The organism is Nocardia sp. CA-151230 (assembly GCF_050942175.1).
Taxonomy (GTDB): Bacteria; Actinomycetota; Actinomycetes; order Mycobacteriales; family Mycobacteriaceae; genus Nocardia.
The window spans coordinates 2,032,634-2,057,374 of the sequence record NZ_CP192061.1 but is presented as its reverse complement, the minus strand read 5'-3'; the positions used below and the strand labels follow the sequence as shown (position 1 = coordinate 2,057,374).

The 24,741-nt window shown below is 70.1% G+C and carries 23 protein-coding genes; 9 read left to right on the top strand and 14 right to left on the bottom strand.

Annotation, left to right across the window (positions count from 1 at the left end; translation table 11 throughout):
* Positions 1–3: 3 nt before the first annotated feature.
* Entirely contained in the window at positions 4–663 is a 660-nt protein-coding gene (locus ACQP1O_RS09210; protein WP_379402413.1) for a response regulator, read from the bottom strand.
* A 126-nt stretch (positions 664–789) separates the two neighbouring features.
* Positions 790–2,001 carry a sensor histidine kinase gene (locus tag ACQP1O_RS09205; protein WP_433565411.1) on the bottom strand — a complete coding sequence of 404 codons (1,212 nt, stop codon included), beginning with the start codon at positions 1,999–2,001 and terminating at the stop codon, positions 790–792.
* A 179-nt stretch (positions 2,002–2,180) separates the two neighbouring features.
* Between ACQP1O_RS09205 and ACQP1O_RS09200 the strand changes: the two genes are divergently transcribed.
* Positions 2,181–3,077, top strand: a complete 897-nt coding sequence (locus tag ACQP1O_RS09200; RefSeq protein ID WP_433565410.1) for a hypothetical protein — start codon at positions 2,181–2,183, stop codon at positions 3,075–3,077.
* 308 nt (positions 3,078–3,385) lie between these two features.
* On the top strand, positions 3,386–4,696 hold the full coding sequence (locus ACQP1O_RS09195; RefSeq protein ID WP_433565409.1) for an alpha/beta-hydrolase family protein: 1,311 nt from the start codon (positions 3,386–3,388) through the stop codon (positions 4,694–4,696).
* Here the strand turns inward: ACQP1O_RS09195 and ACQP1O_RS09190 are convergent.
* The 3 genes from ACQP1O_RS09190 to gatC all read right to left on the bottom strand — a co-directional run bounded on the left by ACQP1O_RS09190 (position 4,657) and on the right by gatC (position 8,692).
* Positions 4,657–6,648 (bottom strand): ADP-ribosylglycohydrolase family protein, encoded by a 1,992-nt coding sequence (locus ACQP1O_RS09190; RefSeq protein WP_433565408.1) that lies wholly within the window; start codon positions 6,646–6,648, stop codon positions 4,657–4,659. The two genes, ACQP1O_RS09195 and ACQP1O_RS09190, sit on opposite strands and share 40 nt — an antisense overlap.
* 278 nt (positions 6,649–6,926) lie before the next feature.
* On the bottom strand, positions 6,927–8,396 hold the full coding sequence (gene gatA / locus ACQP1O_RS09185) for an Asp-tRNA(Asn)/Glu-tRNA(Gln) amidotransferase subunit GatA (protein ID WP_433565407.1): 1,470 nt from the start codon (positions 8,394–8,396) through the stop codon (positions 6,927–6,929).
* Positions 8,393–8,692: an Asp-tRNA(Asn)/Glu-tRNA(Gln) amidotransferase subunit GatC gene (gene gatC, locus ACQP1O_RS09180; protein WP_433565406.1), complete on the bottom strand. Its 300-nt coding sequence runs from the start codon at positions 8,690–8,692 to the stop codon at positions 8,393–8,395. The genes gatA and gatC overlap by 4 nt, the downstream gene beginning before the upstream one ends.
* 244 nt (positions 8,693–8,936) lie before the next feature.
* Between gatC and ACQP1O_RS09175 the strand changes: the two genes are divergently transcribed.
* Both ACQP1O_RS09175 and ACQP1O_RS09170 read left to right on the top strand, forming a co-directional pair.
* Positions 8,937–9,587: an amino acid-binding protein gene (locus ACQP1O_RS09175; RefSeq protein ID WP_433565405.1), complete on the top strand. Its 651-nt coding sequence runs from the start codon at positions 8,937–8,939 to the stop codon at positions 9,585–9,587.
* A 240-nt stretch (positions 9,588–9,827) separates the two neighbouring features.
* A complete protein-coding gene (locus ACQP1O_RS09170) occupies positions 9,828–10,247 on the top strand; it encodes a hypothetical protein (RefSeq protein ID WP_433565404.1) in 420 nt (139 codons plus the stop codon).
* 248 nt (positions 10,248–10,495) lie between these two features.
* Here ACQP1O_RS09170 and ACQP1O_RS09165 read toward each other — a convergent pair whose 3' ends face one another.
* Entirely contained in the window at positions 10,496–11,026 is a 531-nt protein-coding gene (locus ACQP1O_RS09165) for a GNAT family N-acetyltransferase (RefSeq protein ID WP_433565403.1), read from the bottom strand.
* 217 nt (positions 11,027–11,243) lie between these two features.
* Complete coding sequence (gene ligA, locus ACQP1O_RS09160; protein ID WP_433567629.1) at positions 11,244–13,349, bottom strand: NAD-dependent DNA ligase LigA; 2,106 nt, start codon at positions 13,347–13,349, stop codon at positions 11,244–11,246.
* A 135-nt stretch (positions 13,350–13,484) separates the two neighbouring features.
* Between ligA and ACQP1O_RS09155 the strand changes: the two genes are divergently transcribed.
* The 4 genes from ACQP1O_RS09155 to ACQP1O_RS09140 all read left to right on the top strand — a co-directional run bounded on the left by ACQP1O_RS09155 (position 13,485) and on the right by ACQP1O_RS09140 (position 16,590).
* On the top strand, positions 13,485–13,904 hold the full coding sequence (locus ACQP1O_RS09155) for a PPOX class F420-dependent oxidoreductase (protein ID WP_433565402.1): 420 nt from the start codon (positions 13,485–13,487) through the stop codon (positions 13,902–13,904).
* A 158-nt stretch (positions 13,905–14,062) separates the two neighbouring features.
* Positions 14,063–15,304, top strand: a complete 1,242-nt coding sequence (locus tag ACQP1O_RS09150) for an AAA family ATPase (RefSeq protein WP_433565401.1) — start codon at positions 14,063–14,065, stop codon at positions 15,302–15,304.
* Positions 15,305–15,366: 62 nt separating this feature from the next.
* Complete coding sequence (locus ACQP1O_RS09145; protein WP_433565400.1) at positions 15,367–15,780, top strand: hypothetical protein; 414 nt, start codon at positions 15,367–15,369, stop codon at positions 15,778–15,780.
* Between the two features lie 255 nt (positions 15,781–16,035).
* Entirely contained in the window at positions 16,036–16,590 is a 555-nt protein-coding gene (locus ACQP1O_RS09140) for a TetR/AcrR family transcriptional regulator (protein WP_433565399.1), read from the top strand.
* A gap of 52 nt (positions 16,591–16,642) precedes the next feature.
* On the opposite strand, the gene ACQP1O_RS09135 is transcribed toward ACQP1O_RS09140, so the two are convergent.
* From ACQP1O_RS09135 to ACQP1O_RS09120, 4 genes are all read right to left on the bottom strand, one after another.
* Positions 16,643–17,686 carry a methionine synthase gene (locus tag ACQP1O_RS09135; protein ID WP_433565398.1) on the bottom strand — a complete coding sequence of 348 codons (1,044 nt, stop codon included), beginning with the start codon at positions 17,684–17,686 and terminating at the stop codon, positions 16,643–16,645.
* Positions 17,687–17,766: 80 nt separating this feature from the next.
* Positions 17,767–18,261, bottom strand: coding sequence for a hypothetical protein (locus tag ACQP1O_RS09130; RefSeq protein ID WP_433565397.1), 495 nt, complete (start codon positions 18,259–18,261; stop codon positions 17,767–17,769).
* Positions 18,258–19,379 carry a tRNA 2-thiouridine(34) synthase MnmA gene (mnmA, locus tag ACQP1O_RS09125; RefSeq protein ID WP_433565396.1) on the bottom strand — a complete coding sequence of 374 codons (1,122 nt, stop codon included), beginning with the start codon at positions 19,377–19,379 and terminating at the stop codon, positions 18,258–18,260. The genes ACQP1O_RS09130 and mnmA overlap by 4 nt, the downstream gene beginning before the upstream one ends.
* On the bottom strand, positions 19,380–20,600 hold the full coding sequence (locus tag ACQP1O_RS09120; RefSeq protein ID WP_433565395.1) for a cysteine desulfurase family protein: 1,221 nt from the start codon (positions 20,598–20,600) through the stop codon (positions 19,380–19,382).
* Positions 20,601–20,644: 44 nt separating this feature from the next.
* Between ACQP1O_RS09120 and ACQP1O_RS09115 the strand changes: the two genes are divergently transcribed.
* Positions 20,645–20,869 carry a hypothetical protein gene (locus ACQP1O_RS09115; RefSeq protein WP_433565394.1) on the top strand — a complete coding sequence of 75 codons (225 nt, stop codon included), beginning with the start codon at positions 20,645–20,647 and terminating at the stop codon, positions 20,867–20,869.
* A gap of 20 nt (positions 20,870–20,889) precedes the next feature.
* On the opposite strand, the gene ACQP1O_RS09110 is transcribed toward ACQP1O_RS09115, so the two are convergent.
* The 3 genes from ACQP1O_RS09110 to ACQP1O_RS09100 form a co-directional block, all read right to left on the bottom strand.
* The gene (locus tag ACQP1O_RS09110) at positions 20,890–22,542 is read right to left on the bottom strand and encodes an alkaline phosphatase family protein (RefSeq protein ID WP_433565393.1); all 1,653 of its coding nucleotides are present in this window, start codon (positions 22,540–22,542) and stop codon (positions 20,890–20,892) included.
* Between the two features lie 78 nt (positions 22,543–22,620).
* On the bottom strand, positions 22,621–23,418 hold the full coding sequence (locus ACQP1O_RS09105; RefSeq protein ID WP_433565392.1) for a murein transglycosylase: 798 nt from the start codon (positions 23,416–23,418) through the stop codon (positions 22,621–22,623).
* 46 nt (positions 23,419–23,464) lie between these two features.
* Positions 23,465–24,685 (bottom strand): hypothetical protein, encoded by a 1,221-nt coding sequence (locus tag ACQP1O_RS09100; RefSeq protein WP_433565391.1) that lies wholly within the window; start codon positions 24,683–24,685, stop codon positions 23,465–23,467.
* Positions 24,686–24,741: the final 56 nt, after the last annotated feature.

Genomic DNA, 24,741 nt, shown 5'->3' with positions numbered 1-24,741 from the left:
AGGTCAGCCCGGGGTCACCAGTCCGGATTCGTAGGCCAGCACCACCGCCTGCGCCCGATCGCGCAGATTCAGTTTGGTGAAGACCTTCGACACGTGCGTCTTCACCGTTTGTTCTGCGACAAAAAGGCTTTCGGCGATCTCGGCATTGGACATGCCGCGCGCCACCAGCTCCAGCACCTCACGTTCCCGCGGGGTGAGCACCGACAGCTGCGGCGCGGGCGCGCGCCGGGCCCGGCGACGCGTGACATCGGCGATGAGCCGACGCGTCACGGTCGGCGCGAGCAGCGCGTCGCCGGCGGCCACCACCCGTACCGCGCGCACCAGTTCCTCGGCGGGCGCGTCCTTGAGCAGGAACCCGCTGGCCCCGATGCCCAGGGCCTCGTACACATAGTCGTCGATATCGAAGGTGGTGAGCATGAGCACCCGCACCGGCGGTTCGAACCCGGCGGAGAGAATCGAGCGGGCGGCGTCGAGCCCGTTCATCTCCGGCATGCGCACATCCATCAGCACCACGTCGGGGCGCAGCCGTTTCGCCTCGGCCACAGCGATTTTCCCGTCCGCCGCGTCCCCGACCACGCTGATGTCGGGCTGCGCCGCGAGCAACGCCCCGAACCCCTGCCGCACCATCGCCTGATCGTCGGCGATCAACACGGTTATCGCCACAGTCCCACCTCACGCACGACACCGAGTTTGCCATGCCCCGACCGGAACGGCCCGCGTGACGACGACTTCGCACCCCGGCCATCGCACGGCCCGGCCGGACCCCGCTCGGTGACCCGAACCCGGGACTCAGTGGCCGGAGCCCTGCGCCTCCGCGAGACCCGCGGCACTCAGCGCGGGCGCCAGCGGCAGCCGGGCCTGCACCTCGAACCCGCCGTCCGGCCGGGGCCCGGCGGTGAGCACGCCGCCGACCGCGGCCGCACGGGTCTGCATGCCGGCGATACCGCTGCCGGACGTACCCGAATGATCACCCGGCCGCACCGCGATCGGCCGATCATTGGCGACGATCAGGGTCAGCTCGCCCGCGCAGACGAGGTCCACGCGCACCGCCGCCCCGGGCGCGTGCCGGGACGCATTGGCCAGCGACTCCTGCACGATCCGGTAGAGCGCCAGGCCAGTAGTCTCGGGCACGGCGTCGAGACTGCCGTCGACGGTCCAGGTGAGCGGCACCCCGGCGCGCTGCGCGCCCTCGAGCAGACCCGGGACGTCGGCGGCCGAGGGCTGCGGCGCGTGCTCGGGCAGCTGCCCGTCACTGCGCAGGACGCCGAGCATGCCGCGGATCTCGTTGAGCGCCGCCCGCGCGCCGGCGCCGATGGACTCGAATTCGGCTCGGGCATCGGCCGACAGCCCGCTGATCCGATACGGCGCGGTCTGCGCCTGCACCACCACCATCGACATGTGGTGCGCCACCACATCGTGCAGGTCGCGGGCGATGCGCGCCTTCTCCTCCAGGATGGCGCGGCGGGCCCGCTCCAGCTCGGTCTCCTCCTCCGACTTGAGCAGCGCCTGCCGCGACAGCACCACCCACCGGATGAGCAGGCCGAACACCACCAGGCCGGTGATGGCCAGCGGCCAGCCGAACCCGGATTCGGCAAAGCTGTCTCCGGTCTGGGCCATGGCGGTGGCGAACAGCAGCGAGGTCGCCACCCACACCACGGCCACGATCCGGATGGGGGCGCGCACGGCCACCGCGAACACCAGGGCGAACAGCACCAGGATGTGCACCACCTGGAACGGGATCGAATTGCCCGGCTGATGCGGCACCGCGAGCGCGATCATCAGCGCCGAACCGGCCGAAACCGCCCATCCCAGTGGCGGATTCACCCGCAGCAGCAGAATCGGGAACGCGGCGAAGCCCGCGATGAACGGCGCGGCCGCCGCCGGAACCTTGTGCGTCAGATGCAGCGTCGGCCAGGCCACCGCGATGAAGACGATCGCGAGCAGGACGGTGAACCCGTCGAACACCTGCCGTGCCCGTGCGACACGGGCCTGCCCAGACATATTTCCGACCATGCCCTCGACCGTAGAGACTCCGCGCCGCCCCGACCTCATACCCCTGAGTGATCTCCCACCCCCTACCCGGGTACGAGACGTCGGCACGCCTCCCCCGCCTCGCCCACCGCGGAACCGCCCCGCAGGCTGAGGCCCCGGTCGGCGCCCGATTCCTAGCGTCGAGACCCATGAGAGCGTTCCCGACTTCCCGCCGGATCTCGACCCGTTCCACCGCGCCCGTCGCGGCTGCCGGCCGCGCAGCGGACACCATGCGAGAGACCTCGCGAGCCACGACCGCCGATGTACTGCCGGCCGACGACTCGATGAGCGCCATGTCCGCTGGCCCTGCGGTGTCGGGCCACGACCGCCGGGCCCGGCAGCGCCGATATGGTGCGCTCGCGGCGGCCGCGACGGTGATGTGCTCGGCCGGTATGGCTTTCGCCCCCGGCGCGGGGGCCGTGATCAGCGGGCCGGGCACGCCCGAGAACGCCGCCGCCCGCACCGGAATCCTGCAAGCGGTTGCCGCGCAACCGGACCCGACGGTCATCCCCGAGGACTTCGTCACCGAAGCCGGGTACCGCCCGGTCATCGAGTCGGGCATGCTCATCAACCCGAGGGGTGACTGCTCCTCCCCCGTCCCACTGCCCGCCGAATTCGATCTGGCCTGCAAATCCCACGATCTCGGCTACGACCTGCTGCGCTACGCGGCCGCCCACGGCCAGACGCTCGGCCCGTGGGCCCGGCAAACCGTGGACGCCACCCTGGAACGACGCATGCATGCGGCGTGCGACGCCCGCGAGAACCCGATCTCGCGCGCTCAATGTCAGGTCATGGCCAGCGTGGCCACTACCGCCGTGGACCTGAATTCGATCCGCCAGGACTACGGCAACCCCATCTACGAGCCCTTCTTCGAGCACTCCGGCGACGCCCCCTCCCCCGCCACCCTCACCCTCGCGGGCCTCGGACTCGCCGCCGGGCTGGCCACGGCGACAACCATTCTCGTGCGCCGCACGAGCAACCGCCGGATCACCCTCGCGCAATTGCGCGGTCCCGACACACTCGATGGCATGGCGGTGGCACTGTGACCCGCCCGCCCGAGACCACCGGCGCGCGCGAGGCCGAGCTCTCCCTCCCGCCGGGACACCGGGCCGAACCACGCACCGCGGCAGATCAACTCGGATTCAACCCGGCTCCTGTGGTGGATGCGGCAATTCCTACTGCCGACCTCCCACCCCACGGTCAGGGTCGAGAGGGCCCGAGCGGCGGCGTGCGTGCTGGGGTGGTCCTCACTGCGGACGGGGAGCCGACCGGACCTCGGGCGGGAGGCGCCGCTGCCGTGATCCGGAGTGGGCCTCGAATGTGGCTCGGGCGGGCGAAATTCCATGTCCCCCGAGTGGGGACCAGTGCCGCGGTGGCGGGCGGGACCATGATCTCGCTGGCACCCGGGCTGCTACCGCGGACACCGTCGGCGCAGGCGATCCTGACCGCACTTTTGGTGCTGATCGGATTGGGGCTGGCGGCGATCATCCGAATGGTACTGCGATGGATGCGGTTCGGGATCGAGCATCTGACACGCGGCCGAGTTCCGGCCCTGATCGCGGGCATGGTGCTGGTCGGGGCCGCGATGGGCTACGCCGAACATTGGCAGAACACCTTGCGCGCCGCCATGGGAGTCGCGGGTACGGGACCCTGGTACTGGGTGCAGTGGCTGGCGTGGACCGTGCCACTCGTCGTCGCCGTGGTCGCCCTGGCGCGCGGGGTGGGCTGGGTGGTGCGGAGATTGGGGCGGATACGCAGTATCGCGGCGGGGGCGGCGCTGCTGGTGGCGGGGCAGCTGGTGATCGTGCCGACGGTGGTGGAGTGGCGGCGGGCGGCCTATGCGGCGGCCAATTCGTATGTGGATCCGGAGTTGGTGCAACCGGATTCGCCGACGCGGTCGGGCAGTCCGGTGTCGATGGCGAGCTGGCCGTCTCTGGGGGCGCAGGGTCGCCGGTTCGTGGCGGGGGCTCCGGCGCAGACCGTACGGGTGTATGTCGGGTTGAACTCCGCGCCGGATCTGGATTCCCGGGTGGCGCTGGCGATTCGGGAGCTGGAGCGCACCGGCGGACTGCAGCGCCGCAATCTGGTGGTGACGGTGCCGACCGGTTCGGGCTGGATCGACAGCGATGCGGCCAAGGGTCTCGACGCCCGCTTCGGCGGCGATGTCGCCCTGGTCGGTCTGCAGTACTCCGACACCCCGAGCTGGGTCACCTTCGTCTTCGGCCGCAGCGCCGCCCAGCAATCCGCCCGCGCCCTGTTCCGGGCCGTGGAGCAACGGATCGCGGCGCTACCGAATCCGCCGAAGCTCTATATCTACGGTCAGAGCCTGGGCGCGCTGGGCGGCAGCGCCGTGTTCACCGATGCGGCCGACCAGGACCGCCGCGTCTGCGGCGCGCTCTGGGCGGGCCCGCCCGCCGGGCAGGTGCAGCACGGCCGCGCGACGGTGCTGGCCAATGCCTCCGATCCGGTGGTGCACTGGTCGCCGGCGCTGCTGTGGCGCGCACCGGATCTCACCGCCACCCGACCGGACGCGCCGGTCCCGCAGTGGCTTCCGGTGATCAGCTTCCTGCAGACCACCGCCGACCTGCTGGGCGCGCTCGACGCCCCGCCCGGTCATGGTCACCGCTACGGCGCCGACCAGGGCACGGTCATGCCGGGCTGCTGAGCGGCGCCGCGGAATTCGCGGGTGAAGTCGGCGGCCAGCCGTTCGATGGCGGCCGCCGCGTCGAGGCCGGCGCGCCACGGCGCCGGGATCGCGTGCACCCCGAGCCGGGCCCCGAGCAGCGCACCGCAGACGGCCCCGGTCGAGTCGCTGTCCCCGGAATGATTCACCGACAGCAGCACGCCGTTGCGGAAGATCTGTTCCGGTGTGCCGCCTACGTTTTCGGCGCACACCGCCGCGCACACCCCCAGCGCCAGCGCCTCGGACCCGATGACGCCGGTGCCCAGCGGTTCCAGCAGTCCGGGCGCCGGCATGGGCCCTCCGCGGAAGGCCACGGTGTCGGCCAGCCGCACGGCCGCGTCGAGTGCCTGGGTGGTCTCCTCGTGATCGCGGTTGCGAACCAGCTGGGCCCGAGCCTGATCCACCGCCGCCCGCACGTCCAGTCCCCCGCACAGCCCGTACACGATGGCCGCGAACGCGCCCGCCGGCAGCCAGCCGCTCGGATTGCCGTGGGTGAGTGCCGCCGCGTCACAGGCCAATTCGAAGGCGAACTCCAGCGAGGGCATGAACCCACACGGTGCGGATCGCACGGTGGCCGCACAGCCTTTGGAGTCGTTGATCGGATGATCCCGGGTGCCCAGCGGAATTCCGGGCTGCTGCCGCGCCGCCGCCCGCAACATGGCCGAGATGGTCGTCTGTGTCGGGCCCCGATAGGTCATCAGCTCCGGGTATCCGGTCAGACCGCTCTGCAACGGCACCGGCTGTTCCGGCACCGCCGCCTGTCCCTGCCCGCGCAGCCACACCAGCAGGTTCTCCTGGATCATGCCCACCGCGGCGGCGGTGCCGCGCTCGCGCGCCCGCGCGCTGCGGATGAGCGCCTCCATGGTGAACAGTGCCAGCTGCGTCTCGTCGGAGATGCGGCCCCGATAGCCGCTGCCCTCGCCGGTGACGCCCTGGATCCCGTAGCGCTGCTGGATGTTCGGCAGCAGCATGGTCTCGATCGGCGCGCCCAGCGCGTCTCCGACGGCCCCGCCGAACAGGCAGCCGAGCACGGTGTCCGGACGCGGCAGCCGGTCCGCGACCTGCCCGCGCGGCCGCCGCACCAGCGACACCGGTTCGGCCACCGTCTCCCAGGCGGTCTGCGCGAATTCGAAGCAGGTCTCGTAGCGGTCCCGCGGATCCTTGGACAGCGCCTTCCGCAGCACCGCGTCCAGTTCCACCGGCAGCTCGGGCCGCAGCAGGCTCACGTCGGGCGGCGGCGATTGCAGATGCCCGAGCATGACGGTCGCGATATTCGGCGCATCGAACGGCCCGCGCCCGATGAGCAGCCGAAACAGCGTGCACGCCAGGGAATACTGGTCCGAGCGCGGCCCCATGGGCGCCGAGGTGAGCTGTTCCGGGGAGGCGTAGGCCAGGGTGGCATTGAGCATGCCGGTGCGGGTCAGATGCGCGGTGTCGTCCAGCACCCGGGCGATGCCGAAGTCGCTGAGCAGCGCCCGCTCGGCGAATCCGGCGCCGATGCCGCCGGAGCGGGACAGCAGGATATTGGCGGGCTTCACATCCCGGTGCAGTACGCCGCGCCCGTGCGCGTAATCCAGTGCGGCCGCGGTCTGCACGATGATCTCGACCGCCCGGTCGGGGCTGAGGTCGTAGGGGTCGATGGAGGCGCAGTCGACCCCGTCCACGTACTGCATGGCGATCCAGAGCTGCTGGTCGTCATCGCCGCGGTCGTAGACGGTGATGATGTTGGGATGGTCGAGCTGGGCGATGACATCGGCCTCGCGTTCGAACCGGAGTCGAGTCTCGTTCTCGCCGAACATCTCCCGGTGCAGCAGTTTGAGCGCGATGAGCCGCGGGAGCCGAGGGTGGCGGGCAGCGTAGACCGAACCCATTCCGCCACGGCCCACTTCGCGCTCGATCACGTAGCCCGCGAAGACTTCGCCGCGTCGCAACATCCCCAAGAAAACCCTTCACACACGCCGAACCGCTGCCAGCCTACCGGTCTGGACCGACACGCCGCAGGCATTGCCCGATCGGCCGGACGCCGATCGGGCGGAACCAGACAAGCCGGGCGGCAGGAATCAGGCAACCCGGACGGATAGCGCAGGGCCCCTGCCGGTGGACAGGGTCGGCCCCCGCCGGTGGATACCGGCGGGGGCCGAATTCGCTTGCGGACCGCCTCGATCAGGCTGTCGCCATGGCCTCGATCAGGCTCCCTTCCTGGCCTTCGCGCTCAGGCGATGGGCCCGCGGGCCGCCTCGTACGCCGCGCCGACCCGGTAGAGCCGGTCGTCGGCCAGGGCCGGGGCCATGATCTGCAGACCGACCGGCATGCCGTCGTCAGCGCTCAGCCCGGACGGCACCGACATTGCGCAGTGCCCGGCCAGGTTGGTGGGCAGCGTGCACAGGTCCGAGAGGTACATGGCCAGCGGGTCGTTGACCTTCTCGCCCAGCTTCCACGGGGTGAACGGGCTGGTCGGCGAGACCAGCACGTCGACGGACCGGTAGGCCTTGTCGAAGTCCTGCGCGATCAGGTTGCGGACCTTGTTCGCCTGACCGTAGTAGGCGTCGTAGTACCCGGCCGACAGCGCGTAGGTGCCGATCATGATGCGGCGCTTGACCTCCGGGCCCAGCCCGGCCTCACGGGTCATGGACATGACCTGCTCGGCCGAGTGCGAGCCGTCGTCGCCGACGCGCAGGCCGTACCGCATGGCGTCGAAGCGCGCCAGGTTCGACGACACCTCCGACGGCAGGATCAGGTAGTAGGCGGGCAGCGCGAATTCGAAGTGCGGGCAGGACACCTCGATCACCTCGGCGCCCAGCTCCTTCAGCTGCGCGACCGCGGCGTCGAAGGAGGCGATGACGCCCGGCTGGTAGCTGTCGGAGTGAAGTTCCTTCACCACACCGACTTTCACGCCCGTCAGGTCACCCTTGGCACCCGCGCGGGCAGCGGCGACCACCGGCGGCACCGGCACATTGCGGGAGGTGGAGTCCTTCGGGTCGTAGCCCGCGATCACCTCGTGCAGCAGCGCGGTGTCGAGCACGGTGCGGCCACACGGGCCGCCCTGGTCCAGCGAGGACGCGCAGGCGACCAGGCCGAAACGGGACACGGTGCCGTAGGTCGGCTTGGTGCCGACGGTCGCGGTGACCGCGGCGGGCTGGCGGATGGAACCGCCGGTGTCGGTGCCGATGGCCAGCGGCGCCTGATACGAGGCGAGCGCCGCGGCGGAGCCACCACCCGAGCCGCCCGGAATCCGGTCGGTGTCCCAGGGATTGCGGGTCGGGCCGTACGCCGAGTTCTCGGTGGACGAACCCATGGCGAACTCGTCCATGTTCGTCTTGCCGAGGATCGGGATGCCCGCCTCGCGCAGCTTGGTGGTGAGCGTCGCGTCGTACGGCGACACCCAGCCCTCGAGGATCTTCGACCCGCAGGTGGTCGGCATGTCCGTGGTGGTGAAAACGTCCTTGAGCGCCAAGGGAACACCGGCCAGCGCGGAGACGACCTTGCCGCCGGCGACCTGACGGTCCACCTCGGCGGCGGTCAGCAGCGCCTGCTCGCCGGCCACGTGCAGGAAGGCGTTGATCTCCCCGTCGACCTCGGCGATGCGCTGGATGTGGGCCTCGGTGACCTCGACCGAGGACACCTCGCGCGCGTGGATCTTGCCCGCGAGTTCGGCCGCGGACAGTTTGGTCAGGTCCGTCATTCGCCCTCTCCCAGAATCTGCGGAACCATGAACCGCTGCTCGTCGACGGCCGGCGCCATGGCGAGCGCCTGCTCCGGAGCCAGGCAGGGCTGCTCCACATCCGGGCGCGTCACATTGGTCTCCGGATTCGGGGATGCGGTGGCGGGCACGTCCGCGGCGGCGACCTGCGAGATCTGTGCGACGTGGGTCAGGATGGAATCCAGCTGACCGGCGTACAGATCGAGTTCGTCGTCCGTCAAAGCGAGCCGGGACAGCCGGGCGAGGTGAGCGACCTCGTCCCTGGAGATGGCGGGCACCGCGGGACCCCTTTCGGCATGGTTCGAGCTTGGTGATTGGCCATTCGACAGCCTAGTGGGTCGCCTCGAGCCACCGGTCGCAGGTGTGCGCCAGACCTGGCACCATCAATGTGTAACCGATGGGTAAGTGGCCCGCGTCACAGGGAATGGTTCGATTCGATAACCAGCTCTCGAGGGTGTAAGTATTGCGGGACTCGGGTACCCGTCCGAAAGTTTCGGTCGCACAGTAAAGAAAGGAAGGCACGTGTCTTATCTGCTTCGCGTGCAACTTCCGGATCGCCCAGGGAGTCTCGGATCGCTGGCCTTGGCGCTGGGTTCCGTCGGCGCGGACATCCTCTCGCTGGATGTCGTCGAACGCGGCGACGGCTTCGCGATCGACGACATCGTGGTGGAGGTGCCCTCGGGCGCACTGCCCGACACCCTCATCACCGCGGCCGAATCCCTGCACGATGTGCAGGTCGATTCGCTGCGCCCGTACTCCGGGATGCTGGACACCCACCGCGAACTCGAGCTCATCGATCAGGTCGCCAATGCGCGCGACGATCGTTTGCAGGTGCTCGTCGACGGCGTGCCGCGGGTGCTGCGGGTGGGCTGGTCGACCGTGATCGACATGGGCCCGCAGGGCGCGTATCGCGTGGTGGGCTCGCAGAGCGCCCCGTCGACCCAGGCGGCGTCGGCGCCGTGGATGCCGCTGGAGAAGCCGACGGTCCTCGACAGTGAGGCCGACTGGCTGCCGCAGCTGTGGAAGGACATGGACACCAAGCTGGCTGCCGCGCCGCTCGGCAATACCGGCAAGGTGCTGCTGCTGGGCCGCCCGGGTGGTCCGGATTTCCGGCCGTCGGAGGTCGCGCGGCTCGGCTACCTGGCCGGCATCGTCGCCACCGTGCTCGGCTGAGCCGCACCACGTTTCTCGCACAGCGCTTCACGTCCCCGCCGGAGATCCGGTGGGGGCGTTCTCGTCTGCCCGGCCGCTGTTCACCGTGCCGTATCTACGTACGAACTCAGTAGATTCACAGGATATACCTACTATTCATCTACGTAGATGATCTACGGTCTTACTTAGTAGATAAGTCACCGACGTGACCAGAACCGGCAAGCAGATCAGCAATGACGCCATGCAGAGAGGCAGGACGCCATGCCGCAAGCCCACCGATCACGCCCGGCCCTCCGACGAGCAACCCTCGTCCTGGCCCCCGTGGCCGGACTGGCCGCAGCCATGCTCGCAGCCGGGCCCGCCACCGCCGAATCCCAGTCCCGCGGCACCATTTCACCCGGCGCCTCCGATTCGGCCGGACCCCGATCCGGCGGCGGTTCGGGCATCATCACCCACGGTGACGACCCCACCGGCCTGCATGCGAGCGACCCCTTCGGCTACCGCCACTCGGACATGAATCCCGTTCTGCAGAACCAGCATCCGCGCTCCCCGGGCAAGGTCCCCGCCCCTTCGCCGCAGCCGTTCGACAACCGGGCGGGCAACCCGTCCGTCTGGACGCCGTCCTGGAACGCCGACGGCTCCGGCTACACCGTCTGCCGCCCGCTGGCCAGCTACTGCTGACCCCGCACCCGTTCTCGGACGAAATCCACCGTCCGAGATCACGGCCCGAACATGCCGGGATGACAGACCGAACTTCCGTCGCCGCATCCCCGGGGCATCGCCCGCGAACCCGTCGCGGGCCCGCGAGGTTGGCCGGTTCGACCGCGTGACGGTCGCGCCGGTCCGCCGCGGCCGGTCGGTGAGTCCGCCCTGTGCCCGTTCGACGATGCTGCCCATTCGACGATGCTGACCCGGCCGGCCCGGCCGGGTCAGCGTGCCGCAGCGATCTCCAGGCGCATCACCGTGAGCTGCAGGCCCGTATCGGTACGCCAATCTCGTTCCGGGGCATGGGCGAAGCCCAGCCGGTCGTACATGCGGCGGGCGTCCTGCATGGTCGGCATGGTGGTGAGCACCACCGCGCCGAACCCTTCGGCGCGGGCGGTATCGATCACCCGCCTCATGAGGGCGGTCCCGATTCCCAGCCCGCGGGCCCCTTTGGACACCGCGAGCATCCGGAACTCCAGCTCCCCCGGCCGGGCGATATCCGCGAACGGCGTGCCGGGCCGGGCCATGGTCAGCGAGCCCAGGAGCTCGCCGTCGCGGACCGCCACCAGAATCTCGGCCGCGGCCGCCCGGGTGGCCGTGTCGGCGAGCTCCTCGACATAGGGGCTGCGCGGATTCACGTGCCCCTCACCGACATACACCTCGACGGTCAGCTCACCGATGGCCGGGTAATCCCCGGGCTCGGCCACCCGAATCTCCACGCGGCCGTCCCGTGACCGCTCAGTGCGCATATTCATCACCACAACTCCATCCTCAACCCCGCTCCGCCTCACGCGATTGCCGCGCCGGTCGCCCCGCACGGGTGGCGGTGCCGGCGTGCACCTCGACGCAGGGCTTTGCGGATTCACCTGTCCTTCACCGACGAACACCTCGACAGTCGAGTCGCCGATGGCCACCCCCGATCGCCTCGCACCGAGCGCGGGCGCGGTGCGCCGGGCCGGTGCGAATCGATCTCTAGGACACCGCCTCCGGGCTTTCGGACTCCGGTTCCGGGATTTCCGTTACCGCCTCAGGGCCACCCTCGAGCAGTTTCACGAAGCCTGCCTCGTCGAGGATGGGGACGCCCAGTTCCTCGGCCTTGGCGGCCTTCGAGCCGGGCGCGTCGCCGATCACGACGAAAGCCGTCTTCTTGGAGACGGATCCGGCCGCCTTGCCGCCACGGATGAGGATGGCCTCCTTCGCGCCGTCGCGGGTGAAGCCCTCCAGCGAGCCGGTCACCACGATGGACAGGCCCTCCAGGTTGCGCTCGATGGACTCGTCGCGCTCGTCCTCCATCCGGACGCCGGCGGCGGTCCACTTGTCGACGATCTCGAGATGCCAGGGCACGGTGAACCATTCGGTGACCGCGGCGGCAATGGTGGGGCCGACGCCGTCGGTGGCGGCCAGTTCCTCGGCCGAGGCCTCCCGGATGCGGTCCATGCTGCCGAACGCGGTGGCCAGGGCGCGGGCCGCGGTGGGACCGGCATGGCGGATGGAGAGAGCGACCAGCACGCGCCACAGCGGGCGGTCCTTCGCGGACTCCAGGTTCTCCAGCAGGCGTTTGCCATTCGCCGACAGGGTGCCGCTCTTGTTGGTGAACAGCGTGGTGGTGAGCAGCCTGTCCTCGTCGAGGGAGAACAGGTCGCCCTCGTCGGCGATCGCGCCCGACTTCAACAGGTCGATGGCGGCCTCGTAACCCAGCGCCTCGATATCGAACGCGCCACGCCCTGCCACGTGGAATACCCGCTCCCGCAGCTGCGCCGGACAGTACTGCTGGTTGGGGCAGCGGATATCGGCGTCGCCCTCCTTGGCCGGGGCCAGCTCGGTGCCGCACTCGGGGCAGTGCGTGGGCATCACGAATTCCCGCTCGCTGCCGTCGCGGGCGTCCACCACCGGGCCCAGCACCTCGGGAATCACGTCCCCGGCCTTGCGGATGGTGACGGTGTCACCGATGAGCACGCCCTTGCGCTGCACCTCGGAGGCATTGTGCAGGGTGGCCATGGCGACGGTGGAGCCCGCCACAGTGACCGGCTGCATGACCGCGAACGGCGTAACCCGGCCGGTGCGACCGACATTCACCTGGATGTCGAGCAGCTTGGTGGTGGCCTCCTCCGGCGGGTACTTGTAGGCGATGGCCCAGCGCGGCGCGCGCGAGGTGGAGCCCAGGCGGCGCTGCAGGCTGAACTCGTCGACCTTGATGACCTGGCCGTCGATCTCGTGCTCGATGTCGTGGCGGTGCTCGCCCCAGTAGTTGATGCGCTCGACCACGGCGTCCGCGCCCTGCACCCGGATCGTGTGCGCCGACACCGGCAGACCCCAGGAGGCCAGCGCGCGGTAGGCCTCGAACTGCGATTCCGGCGCGAAGCCCTCCAGCCGGCCGAAGCCGTGGCAGATCATGCGCAGCCGCCGCCGCGCCGTCACCGCGGGGTCCTTCTGCCGCAGTGACCCGGCGGCGGTATTGCGCGGATTCGCGTACGGCGCTTTGCCTTCCGCGACGATGGCGGCGTTGAGCGCTTCGAAGTCGGCCAGCGTCATGAATGCCTCGCCGCGTACCTCCAGGAGCTTCGGCACCGGGAACTCGTCGCTGTGGATGAGCTCGTGCGGAATGTCCTCGATGGTGCGGGCATTGAGGGTGACGTCCTCACCTGTGCGGCCGTCGCCGCGGGTGGCGCCGCGCACCAGCTTGCCGTCCTCGTAGACGAGATTGAGGGCGACGCCGTCGATCTTCACCTCGCACACGTAGTGCAGATCGGTGCCGGCGTCGGCCTCGACCTTGGCGATCCACTGCCGCATCTCGTCCTCGTTGAAGACGTTGTCCAGCGAGTACATCCGCTCCAGGTGATCCACGGGCTGGAACTCGGTGGTGAAGCCACCGCCGACCAGCTGGGTGGGCGAATCCGGGGTGCGCAGATCCGGATGCGCCTCCTCGAGCGCCACCAGCCGGTTGAACAGCTCGTCGAATTCGCCATCGGTAATGATCGGCGCGTCCCGCACGTAGTAGCGGAACTGGTGGCCGCGAACCTCCTCCGCCAGCCGCTGCCACTCGACGCGCTCGTCCCCACTCGCCGCGGTGATCTCCATGCCCGATTCGCTCACACCAGGCACTCTATCCCGCCCCACCGACAGGTCTGATCACCATTCCCGCACGTCGCACCCCTGATGCGAGGATTTTCCGGCCCCGGGAACACGCCCGCAACCGGCCGGGTTCCACTCGGTATGGACCTCGCCAAGGCAGTCGATTTCGCGCGCTCCCACCGCAAGTCGGTGCTCACCACGATTCGCCGCGACACCCGTCCGCAGCTGTCCAATGTGCTGCACTGGGCCGGCGAGGACGGCATCATCCGGATCTCCATCACCGCCGACCGTGCCAAGTACCACAATCTGGTCCGGGACCCGTGGGCCGCGCTGCACATGAGCAGTGACGACTTCTGGTCCTACGCGGTCATCGAAGGCGAGGTCGAGGTCTCCCCCGTCGCCGCCGATCCCGGCGACGCCACGGTCGACGAATTGGTCGCCTATTACCGCGCCCTCAGCGGCGAGCACCCCGACTGGGACGACTACCGCCGCGCCATGGTCGCCGACCGGCGCGCCGTCGTCCGTCTCACTCCCGCCCGCGCCTACGGTCTGCTCCGCTGAGGTTCGCGCGCACCGGCATTCGGCCGCGACGCAGGCCGTGCCGGTCGCCCCGGTTTCGAACCCGGGTATCGCGAAAGTTGCCCTCCGAGTGCCGCCCTCACCGAATGCCCGAATAAGGTGAGTCGCATTTCCGACCCGCGACCGGCAGGATGTCCAGGGTGTTGCGTAGTTTTCAGGTGTCGAATCATCGGTCCCTCGCCGAACCGCAGGAACTGCGGCTGACCCGGGGTAGCGGGCCGGTCGCCACACCGGTCACCGCCGTCTACGGGACGGCCGCCACCGGCAAGACGGGCCTCATCGACGCGCTCGATCGCATGCGCGACGCCGTACTGAATTCGGTCACCGGATGGGATCCCTACTCCGGTCCGGTGCGGACGCCGCACCTCGGATTCTCCGATCGCCCTTCGGAATTCGTGGCGAACTTCGTCGCCGAGGGGTGCCCTTACACCTACGGGTTCCGGCTCGACAATGCCGACGTGGCCGCGGAATGGCTGCACTCGCACCCGCACAATCGCAAGCGCGTGGTGTTCGAGCGTGCCGGCGACGACATCCGCATCGGGCCCATGTTCGAGGCCGCGCGGTACGGGCTGGGTGCCGTGGTGCCGCTGGTGCGCCCGAATGCCTTGCTGCTCAGCTTGTCCGGGCAGCTGTACGCCGAGCCGCTGGTCCCGGCCTACCGCTGGTTCCAGTCACTGCTGGAAGTGCAGTGCGGGCAGCCGGATCCGCAGGAGGTCGCGCACCGGGTGGGCTCGCACATCTCCCGCTCGACCGACCACGCGGTGCGACTGCTGACGCTGCTGCGCGCCGCCGACCTCGGCATCACCGATCTGCTGCTGCCGTCCGACGACCCCATGTACGCCGACTACCTGCGTGATCTGGACACCGATATCGCCTCCACCACAAAGGAAATCGAGTCCTGCACCATCTCGGCGAACTACGCCGAGGAGATGTTCCTCGAGCACGGCATCACCGTCACCCTGCTGCAACGCGAACTGGCCAACCTCTACGCCGCGCGGGACGCCCTGTACTCCCGCATGGTGGCCCGCCGCGGCGTCGGTCTGGGCCTGACCCACGAGGGCATCGAAACCGCCTTCGACATCACCGACGAGTCCAGCGCCACCCTGGCCATGCTGCGCCTGCTGCCGCCGATGCTCGATGCCCTCGACACCGGCGGCGTGCTGGCGGTGGACGATATCGACGCCGCCCTCACCCCCGAGACGGCCGACAGCCTCATCCAGCTGTTCCAGAATCCCGAAACCAATACCCAGGGCGCGCAATTGGTCTTCACCACCGCCAACCGCACCCTCATCGACCGCGGCAACGGCCGCTCCCAGTCCAAGCGCACCACGGTCTGGCAGCTGCGCCGCCACAACGGCATCTCCGAACTCACCGCCCACTAGCCGCACCGGTCGTCACGCGGCCCCGGCCGGGCATGAACTCCACGCCGCCTAGCATGGAGTTCATGCTCCTGCAGCTCATGTTCGTCCTGCTGATCGGCGGCGCACTGGCCGCGGCCCTGGTGTACTACCGTCGCGGCAACGGCGGCGGCTCACGAGCCTTCCCCGGCGACCCGCTCGCCGCCTCCTGGAACGCCTCCCCCGCCGGACTCGAATCCGGCACCCTCCACGTCACCGGCGTCAGCCCCCGCCCCGACGACCTCGGCGAGCAGTACGTCACCATCTCCGGCAGCATCTCCGGCCCCACCGTGTTCGCCCACGAGGTCTACGGCCGCTTCGCCTGGGACGTGAACAACTGGCCCTCCATCGGTGACCAGATCCCCGTCACCTACCCCTCCGGCAAGCCCGATAAATGGCAACTCGACCACCCCGGCGCCCGCCCCTACTTCGGCTCCAAACGCCCCAAGAACCAGGGCTGAAGGGACCTCGGTTCCCGTTCCGGACCGCACGCCGGGCACAGGCCCGACGACCTCGCGCTGAACGGCGGATGGCACGCCGTCGACCGACACTGTCGCTGCAGTGTCGGTCATGTCTTGCTCCTCACCAGGCAAAATAACTTGCCGACCGGCTAGGTATCTGTCGGCAATGGAGCAGCTAGGCTTCACCTTGCCGGTCGTCAAGCAAAAAAGGCCGTCGTCAAGGAAACAAGGGCGGGGTACCGAGGGAAGGACTCGATGGACGGGCGTCGCAGTGATACGCGGGAGCGGATTCGGTCCGTCGCCATGGAGCTGTTCTCCGAACGCGGCTATGAGAAGACCTCGCTGCGCGAGATCGCCGAGCGCCTGGGCGTCACGAAAGCCGCGCTCTACTACCACTTCCGGACCAAGGAAGACATCGTCGCCAGCCTGTCGGAGGATCTGCGCGGCGGCGTCGACGAGATCGTGCAGTGGGCCGAGGCCACGCCGCCGGGGCCGGATCGGGCCCGCGAGATCGTGATTCGGTACGGCGCGCTGTTGCACAGCCTCGGCAAGGACATGATCCGGTTCTGGCACGAGAACCAGCCCGCCTTCCGGGACCTCGGCTTCGGCACCAGCCTGCGCTACCAGTTCCGGGTGCTGGCCGACCTCATGACCGCGCCCAGCACGGAGCCGCTGGCCACCTTTCACGCCCGGCAGGCGCTGCTGGCCATCAGCTGGAGCCTGTCCATGATGGGCGATCTGGAGCTCTCCGACGAGGAGAGCAACCAGGCGTCGGTGGCGATCGCGCTGGACATCCTGACCCGGATGTGAGCCGCGCCCGCCGAAACACCCTGCGGCACCGGGTTCACGCTGCCACACGGCGTCACTCGAAGGTGAGCGACTCCGGCTCCTCGGCGTAGGCACGCGCGGTCTCGGCGGCCAGGCTCAGCGCGCGGCGCGCCCAGGACAGCGGGGCTCCGGCGAGGCCGCAGGCCGGAGCGACCAGAATCTGCTCGGCCAGCAGGCGACGCGGAAAACCGAGCCGATCCATCAGGCGCACACCGGGTTCCGCGATATCGCGCCAGGTGACGGGTGCGGCCGGCGCGGTGGTGGGCACCAGCCCGAGCACCAGGTGCTTTCCGCTGTCCAGCAATTCGCCGATCCGGTCGAGGTCGGGGGTGCCGACGGCGGCCATGTCGAAGCCGACCGCGGCGGCCCCGCTCTTGCGCAGGAACCCCAGCGCGGGCCGGTCGGCGCAGGTGTGCACCAGCACCGGCACGGACTGGCCGGCCGCGACGATGTCCAGGATGTGCAGTGCCTCGGGCTCGGGCATGGCGCGCACGGTGTTCAGGACGCTCACACCCTTCAGCGCGCCGGTCAGCACGGCCGTCAGCTGCGGCTCGTCGATCTGGAGCACGACCTGCGCGCCCAGCCGCTTGCCCACCTCCGCCACATGATTCGCGATGCCTTCGGCCAGCGACTCCGAAAGATCGCGCAGCGCGCCGGAATCGGTCAGGACGCGATGCCCGCCCGGCAGCTCCACCTCCGCGGCCACCGACAGCGGCCCGGCCACCTGCACCTTCACCGGATGGCCGGAGCCCGCGAAACCGCCCGTCTCCCAGGCTTCTTCGAGCGCGTCCAGATCGGTGCGCAGCAGATCGCGGGCCCGCCGCGCGACCGCGCCCGGCCGCGCCGCCAGCCGATACCCGCGCGTGGTGCTGTCGAACTGCATGTCGACCAGCAGCCCCGACACCCGTCCGATCATGTCGGCGCCAACGCCGCGGCCGGGCAGTTCGACGAGGTGCGGCAGCTGCCCCAGCTCCCCCACCACGGTCGCCGCCGCCTCCCGAGGATCGGTCCCGGGCCACGAGCCGACCCCGGTCGCGATGCCGCCGTGCAGCACCTGGGTCTTCGTGTCGTCAGTCATCCCAGCCACCCCGAATCACTCGGCCGTACGATTCCGGAAAACCCGGCCCATCACCGAACTCGGCACCACGCGGGGTGCGACTACTCGTCGGCATCGCCGCGATCGGCCCGGCCACTCGAATTGGCATACCAGTCCCAGCAGGTCGTGTTCACGAACCAGTCCCAGGTCTTGCCCGCGCGCTCGGTGCCCTCGCCGGGCAGCACCGGGCCGGTGGTGGCCCGGCCGCCGCGCTCGGCATAGGGGGCGACCCGGACCACCTGGCGCTTGCGGCCCGCGTGGTCGGTGCGTTCGCCGACGCTCCCCGCCGCCGCGTCGTGCGGACCCTCCGGGCCCGGCTGTGCCTCACCCGGCAGGAATTCACCGGTGTCGGTCCGGGCGGGATGGCCCGCCTGTTCGGCGGCGGTCCGATTGGCTGCGCCGCCCCTGCCGAGGCGGGCCTTGCCCGGACCGCGCCGCGGGCGCAGCTTCGCCGGTTGCGCCAGGCCGATGCGCCACACGATGCGTCCCCCGAATTTCGGCCGGACCTGTTGCGCCACATATGACTTCGCGCCACTGCGCGAATGACGGCTGCTCACCGGGCGCTATCCGAGACCAGTTCGCTTGCGTACGAATGAGGTTCGCGCTCAGTACCGGAGATGGTGCCGCTGCCCAGCACCTCGTCCCCCGCCGGGTCGGGGCGGTAGAGGACCACGGCCTGGCCGCGGGCCACACCGGTGAGCGGTGCGCGCAGTCGCACCACCAGGCCGCCGTCCACGGCCTCGGCGACGGCCGGGGCGATGCCGCCGTGGGCGCGCACCTGGGCCACGCATTCCACCGGGCCGGAAGGACTTTCACCCGAGGTCCAGACGGCGCGATCGGCACGCACCGTCCACACCTCGAGGTCCTTGGCCGAGCCCACGTGCACGGTGCCGGTGTCCGGGTCGATGTCGGTCACGTAGCGCGGCTTGCCGTCGGCGGCCGGGCCGGGCAGGCCCAGGCCCTTGCGCTGGCCGATGGTGAAGCCGTGCACGCCCTCGTGGTCGGCGAGCTTGGTGCCGTCGGCGTCGAGCACCGCGCCGGGGCGGATGCCGATCTTCGCGCCCAGGAAGGCCTGGGTGTCGCCGGAGGGGATGAAGCAGATGTCGTGGCTGTCGGGCTTGCCGGCCACCGCCAGCCCGCGCTCCGCGGCCTCGGCGCGGATCTGTGGCTTCGGGGTGTCGCCGACCGGGAACATGGCGCGCGAAAGCTGTTCGGCGGTGAGGACGGCCAGCACATAGGACTGGTCCTTGTCCTCGTCCACGGCCCGGCGCAGCACGCCGTCCGCGAGCCGCGCGTAGTGCCCGGTGACGACGGCGTCGAAGCCCAGCGCCACCGCGCGGTCGGCCAGCGCCGAGAACTTGATCTTCTCGTTGCAGCGCAGGCACGGGTTGGGGGTCTCACCGGCGGCGTACGCGGCGACGAAGTCGTCGATCACGTCCTCCTTGAACCGGTCGGCGAAATCCCAGACGTAGAACGGGATTCCGAGCACATCGGCCGCCCGCCGGGCATCACCGGCGTCCTCCTTGGAGCAGCAGCCGCGCGATCCGGTGCGTAGCGTGCCCGGGTTCGCCGACAGCGCCAGGTGCACGCCGACCACCTCGTGTCCGGCGTCCACTGCGCGGGCGGCCGCCACGGCGGAATCCACGCCACCACTCATCGCGGCAAGTACTCGCATCTAGAAGCCTCCCTTCGCTCCGGCCAGTCCGGCCGCCTTCGCCCGTTCCACCACCTGCGGCAGCACGGCCAGCAGGGCATCGATATCGGCGTCGGTCGAATTGTGTCCCAATGAGAATCGCAGGGATCCGCGCGCCAGCGCCGGTTCCACGCCCATGGCCAGCAGCACATGGGAGGGTCCGGCCACACCGGCATTGCACGCGGATCCGGTCGAGCATTCGATCCCGGCGGCGTCCAGCAGCATGAGCAGCGAATCGCCCTCGCAGCCGGGGAACGTGAAGTGGGCGTTGCCCGGCATGCGCTGCGCGCCGGTCGCCCCGTTGAGCACCGCCTCCGGCACGACGGCGCGCACGCCCTCGATGAGCCGGTCCCGCAGCCGCTCCAGGTCCACCGCGCGCACGGCCAGGCCGGCCACGGTCTCACGAATCGCTGCGGCCAGGCCGGCCGCCGCGGGTACGTCCGAGGTGCCCGAGCGCAGATCCCGCTCGTGCCCGCCGCCGTGCAGCAGCGGCACCGCCGGCACCTGCCGCCCCAGCAGCAGCACGCCCGCGCCGTGCGGCCCGCCGACCTTGTGCCCGGCGAAACTGGCCGCGGCCAGCCCGCTGGCGGCGAAGTCGATGGGCAGCTGCGCCGCGGCCTGCACCGCGTCGCTGTGCATGGGCACGTCGAATTCCTGTGCCACCGCGGCCAATTCTTCGATCGGCTGGATGGTGCCGACCTCGTTGTTGGCCCACATGACGCTCACCAGCGCCGTCTCGGCGGCGTACTCGGCCAGCGCGTCGCGCAGCGTGCGCGGCGAGACGATGCCCTGGGCATCGCACTCCAGCCACGTGATGCGCGCGCCCTCGTGCTGCTCGAGCCACTCCACGGTGTCCAGCACCGCGTGATGCTCCACCGCGCTCACCAGGATCCGGTTCCGCCGCGGATCGGCATCACGCCGCGCCCAGTAGATGCCCTTGACGGCGAGATTGTCGCTCTCGGTCCCACCCGAGGTGAAGATCACTTCCGACGGCCGCGCCCCCAGCCCCGCCGCGATCGACTCCCGCGCCTCCTCCAGCACCCGCCGGGCGGCCCGCCCGGACCCGTGCAAAGACGACGCGTTCCCCGTCATCCCCAGCGCAGCGCACATCGCCTCGACGGCGACCGGGAACATGGGTGTCGTGGCCGCGTGATCGAGGTAGACCGTCTGGGCACCGACCGGACCCGGGAAAGCCGACTTCATGACCGTCCAAGGATAGCCGCCACCGTCGAGACGATATTCCCGCCATGCCCGCAGCAGCTCCCGCCCCCATCGTCGCGACCACCGCGCCCGCACGCTCCGCCTCCGCTCCCGGCGCCGGCCTCGCGTCGCCGGCCACCCCGCTCGAGTCCTCCATGAAGGCCACGAATCGGCGGCGGGCCGGGTTCGCCCGCATCCCTGCCGGTCCGTCGGCCGACCGGTGCGGCCGGTTGCGAAACCGCCCGCCGGATCGGACCGGCGGGCCGTCGTAGTCGCGTTGTACGAATCGGGATCAGCCCAGGTTCGGCAGCTCGCGCACGCCGTGGGCCTTGGCGGCATCCAGCTTCTGCGGGTTCTCGTCCAGCAGCTTCAGGATGGTCGGGGCGATCTGGGTGGTCTGCACGGCGTCGGTCACGACGGCCTTCTTGGCGCCCGGGCCGGAGACCAGCAGCGGGACATTGCGGTCGGCCGGGTTCGCGCCGCCGTGCTCGGCGATCTTGCCCTTGCCACCGGTGTAGACGGTGCCGACCTGTGCGACGCCGACCAGGTCGGGGTGGCGCGGGTCGTTCTCCGGGGCACCGAGGTACGAGGCGGCGTCGGCGCCGGCGTGCACCTCGGTCAGACCGGACTTGGTGTACGCCTTCGGGTTTCCGCTGATGTCGTTGCCCGTGCCGTTGTTGGCCAGCAGCCACTGCTTCGCGAAATCGGCGGCGGCCTGCGAACGGTCGTTCAGCCACAGCAGCATGGCGTCGTCGTTCACGCTGAACGCGACCAGGTCCTTGGTGGCCTCGGGGTGCTTGGCCTTCCAGGCGGCGTTCAGGGCGGTCATGATCGGGCCGTCGTCGATGCGGGTCAGGTCGCTCGGCTTGGTGGGCGACTGGCCGTGCTTGGCGGAGACGATGACGGTGGTGTTCTTGTCCTCGCCCTTGGTCTTCAGTTCGCCGAGCAGCTTGCCCAGCTGGCCGTCGACGTAGTCGAGCGCACCGGACAGCAGCGCACCGGGGGTCACGCCGTCGGCCTGGTAGCCACCGGTCATACCGTCGGAGGTCGGCAGCTTCTGCGCGACGGAGACGGTCTGGAAGTTCATGCCGAAGACGGCCGGCTCACCGACCTGCTTGGTATGGCTGTGGTCGTAGCCGTCGATCTCGTTGAGTACGGCCTGCACCTTGTAGCCGTCGTACTGCTGGGTGGACTTGTCGTCCTTGGTCCAGTCCTGGCCCGCGATCGGGGAATTGGAGTTGATCTCCGGGGTGAAGAGGTCGTCGATGGCGTTGCCGGCCCTGCCCTCGAGGATCGAGTAGGCGGGGTGCTTGTCCGACCAGGCGGTCAGCTTGCCCGCCGCGTGCAGGACATCGAAGACCGAGTTCACCTGGAGGTACTGGCTCGGGTAGACCGGCTTGCAGGTGGCCGGGTCGACCGGCATGGCCGCCTGGTTGAGCAGGGTCGCCGGGTTGCCCGTCATGCCCAGGACGCTGCCCGGCAGGCCGGCCAGGCCTTGGCCGGCGTCGATCGAGTTCTGGTTCTTGTCCATCGCCTCGGTCATCGCAACCTCGGCGCCCTTCGGGGTGTGGGCGCAGTCGGTGGTACCGGCGGGCAGCAGGTCGTGATTGAAGGTGTCGTCGTAGTAGACGCCCGACTGTCCCGCGGTGGCGCCGGTGAACTGCGCGACCATGCCGGGGAAGGAGTCCGACGGGTTGGTGGTCTGCGCGTTGGTGTACTCGGCGCCGTTGTTCGCCAGCGAGGCCAGCGCGGAGTTCGGGTGCTGCTTGACGTACCACGCCAGGTCCGCCTGGTGCATCCCGTCGATCGAGATCAGCAGCACATGGTCGGCGTCCTTGCCCTGACCGGTCTTGCCGCCGGGGGCGGCATGGGCGATACCGGCACCGGTACAGACCAGCGCCACCGCACCGGCGGCAGCGGCGACCCGAATGCTCTTGCGGGACATGGATTCCTCCTGATCACGTGACACAGAACTCTTGTGTCACGGCGTTATTGCGAATGAAGTGGACTCGAGAGGCTGCGATCAGGCGTCGTACCCTGTTGCGGCAGCGCGTACTTGGCCGACATAGACCGAGGAGTGGTTGTAGGCGAGGATGGCCTGCCGCCAACCCGCGGCGGTGGCCAGATCGCCGCCGGCGGCACACAGGTAGCGGCCCGCGGCCAGCGCGGCGTCGTCGATATTGTCCGGGTTGCCCGACAGGTCGCCGGTGGCAACGGGTTTGGCGGCCTCGAGCGCATCGGCGAGAGCGCGGTAGTCGGCACCGGCGCGAACACCCCAGTGCTTCCAGGTGTCCGGGATGAACTGGAACGGGCCCATGGCGCGGGCGTAGACAGTGCGTCCGGCCCGCGCGGTCGAGGCGGGATCGAGGATGACGGCATTGCCGCCCGTGCCGTTGAGGGCCACACCGCGAATCGGCGGCTGCACCAGGCCGTCGGCCGCAATGGTGGCGCCGCCGAAACGGGCGTGATCGCTTTCCACCCGGGCGATCCCCGCCAGTGTGGTCCAGCCGAGGTGGCAGCCGGGCTGGGCTTTCGCCAGCACGACCGTGGCGTATCCGTACGCCTCCAGCGCGCGGAGCGGGATGCCGTCCTTGTCGGCCCGCGGGCGAGCCCACTCGCGAAGCTGGTCGAGCTTGTTGTCCATCGCATCGAGCCGGATTTTCGGGATCGCGCCGCCGAAGCCCGGAGGAGCGGGTTCCGGAGCCCGGCCCGGCCCGCCGGCACACCCGGCCACGGTGAGCGCGATCGCGGCGATGAACAGGGGCAACCGAGCCCCGCCCATTGCCCGGCCACCCGTGCCGGGCACGTACGAATTCGTCATGGTTCCGCGAAATTCACTGGTGCGAACAAGGTTTCGTTCCGGACCTCTAGCCGCACGGACGAGGGGCAGGCGGGGCCGTCGGCGCCTTGGACGTCGAGGGCGTGGCCGGCTTCGGGGTCGCGGGCACGGGGGGCTTCGAGGTCGGGGGCACGGGGGGCTTCGAGGTCGCGGGCACGGGCGGCTTCGGCGCCGGGGTGGCCGGCGGCGCGGGCTGCGGCTTCGCGGTCGGCGGATGCGCGAGGGTTGCGGATGCCAGTGGCTGCATCTGATTCCGCGGCGGCGTTGCGACGCAGTGGGGCGAGGTCGGCGGCGGGGCGGTCGTCGTCACCGGGGCGGGGGTCACCGCCACCGTGGTCGTCACGGGAACCGTGGTCGTCACCGGCGATGTCGTCGTCGGTGCCGGGGTCGTGGTGGCCACCGGAATCGTCGTCGTTGCCGACGGTGGTGTGGTGACCGGAGCTGTCGTGGTGACCGGAATTGTGGTGGTGGACGGGACGGTAGTGGTCGTCGTCGAGGGGTCGGTGGTCACCGTGACGGTCGTTGTGGTGGTGGCAGCGTCCGATGTGGGAGTCACCGACTGCGGAACGGTTTGGCCCGGATCGGAAGACTGATCCGCCTGGAACGAGAGGGTCGCGCTCGCGTCGATGGAGACGCTCGGCGCGGCGGTCGCGGTCGGCGTATCCGTGGTCGTGACCGGAGTATCCGTGGTCGTGACGGGGACGCTGGTGGTCGTATCCGGGGTGGTCGCCTGGGCGGGATCCGTTGTCGCGGATGCGGGGTCGGTGCCCGGATCGGTCGAGGCGACCGGGTCGCCCGCGGCGTCGGGTGTGTAGCCGTCGGTGGGGACCGGAACGTCGCTCGGGGTCAGTGAGCTGTCGGCGAGACCGATCTCCGGTGTGGTGGAGCCGGACTGCCCGGCGGTCAGATCGGCGTAGCTCTGCGAATCCGATGCCTTCGCCGTTTCGGTCGACGTGGCACTCGTCGCCGCCTGATCTGTGCTCCGCGTTTCGGCCGCGGCGACCACACCGACGACGAGACTCGCCAGCGCGGCGCCGGCCGCCACCTTGGGCAGATGGCGGCGGACGGGACGCGACGCGATCAGGCGAGCCATCAGCTGCCATTTCCCCGGGGCCTCGGCGAGTTCCCCCGGGGCCTCGATGAATTCGGTCGGCGCCGGATCGACGGCATCGGCGTTCGGCTCGACGGTCGGTTCGGATTTGTCCGATTCGTCCCGATCGGGTTCGTTGCTGTCCAAGGCTGTCCCCACTGTGGATTCTTTCTCCGCGATAAGTCGCCGCACCAGCGCCCGTGCGGAGGACGAAC

Bases quoted from the DNA above. Each gene is read 5' to 3' on its own strand.
- ACQP1O_RS09205 (WP_433565411.1), bottom strand. From the start codon at position 2,001: ATGTCTGGGCAGGCCCGTGTCGCACGGGCACGGCAGGTGTTCGACGGG.
- ACQP1O_RS09200 (WP_433565410.1), top strand. From the start codon at position 2,181: ATGAGAGCGTTCCCGACTTCCCGCCGGATCTCGACCCGTTCCACCGCG.
- ACQP1O_RS09190 (WP_433565408.1), bottom strand. From the start codon at position 6,648: ATGTTGCGACGCGGCGAAGTCTTCGCGGGCTACGTGATCGAGCGCGAA.
- gatA (WP_433565407.1), bottom strand. From the start codon at position 8,396: ATGACGGACCTGACCAAACTGTCCGCGGCCGAACTCGCGGGCAAGATC.
- ACQP1O_RS09170 (WP_433565404.1), top strand. From the start codon at position 9,828: ATGCCGCAAGCCCACCGATCACGCCCGGCCCTCCGACGAGCAACCCTC.
- ACQP1O_RS09165 (WP_433565403.1), bottom strand. From the start codon at position 11,026: ATGAATATGCGCACTGAGCGGTCACGGGACGGCCGCGTGGAGATTCGG.
- ligA (WP_433567629.1), bottom strand. From the start codon at position 13,349: ATGGAGATCACCGCGGCGAGTGGGGACGAGCGCGTCGAGTGGCAGCGG.
- ACQP1O_RS09155 (WP_433565402.1), top strand. From the start codon at position 13,485: ATGGACCTCGCCAAGGCAGTCGATTTCGCGCGCTCCCACCGCAAGTCG.
- ACQP1O_RS09145 (WP_433565400.1), top strand. From the start codon at position 15,367: ATGCTCCTGCAGCTCATGTTCGTCCTGCTGATCGGCGGCGCACTGGCC.
- ACQP1O_RS09140 (WP_433565399.1), top strand. From the start codon at position 16,036: ATGGACGGGCGTCGCAGTGATACGCGGGAGCGGATTCGGTCCGTCGCC.
- ACQP1O_RS09135 (WP_433565398.1), bottom strand. From the start codon at position 17,686: ATGACTGACGACACGAAGACCCAGGTGCTGCACGGCGGCATCGCGACC.
- mnmA (WP_433565396.1), bottom strand. From the start codon at position 19,379: ATGCGAGTACTTGCCGCGATGAGTGGTGGCGTGGATTCCGCCGTGGCG.
- ACQP1O_RS09120 (WP_433565395.1), bottom strand. From the start codon at position 20,600: ATGAAGTCGGCTTTCCCGGGTCCGGTCGGTGCCCAGACGGTCTACCTC.
- ACQP1O_RS09115 (WP_433565394.1), top strand. From the start codon at position 20,645: ATGCCCGCAGCAGCTCCCGCCCCCATCGTCGCGACCACCGCGCCCGCA.
- ACQP1O_RS09110 (WP_433565393.1), bottom strand. From the start codon at position 22,542: ATGTCCCGCAAGAGCATTCGGGTCGCCGCTGCCGCCGGTGCGGTGGCG.
- ACQP1O_RS09105 (WP_433565392.1), bottom strand. From the start codon at position 23,418: ATGACGAATTCGTACGTGCCCGGCACGGGTGGCCGGGCAATGGGCGGG.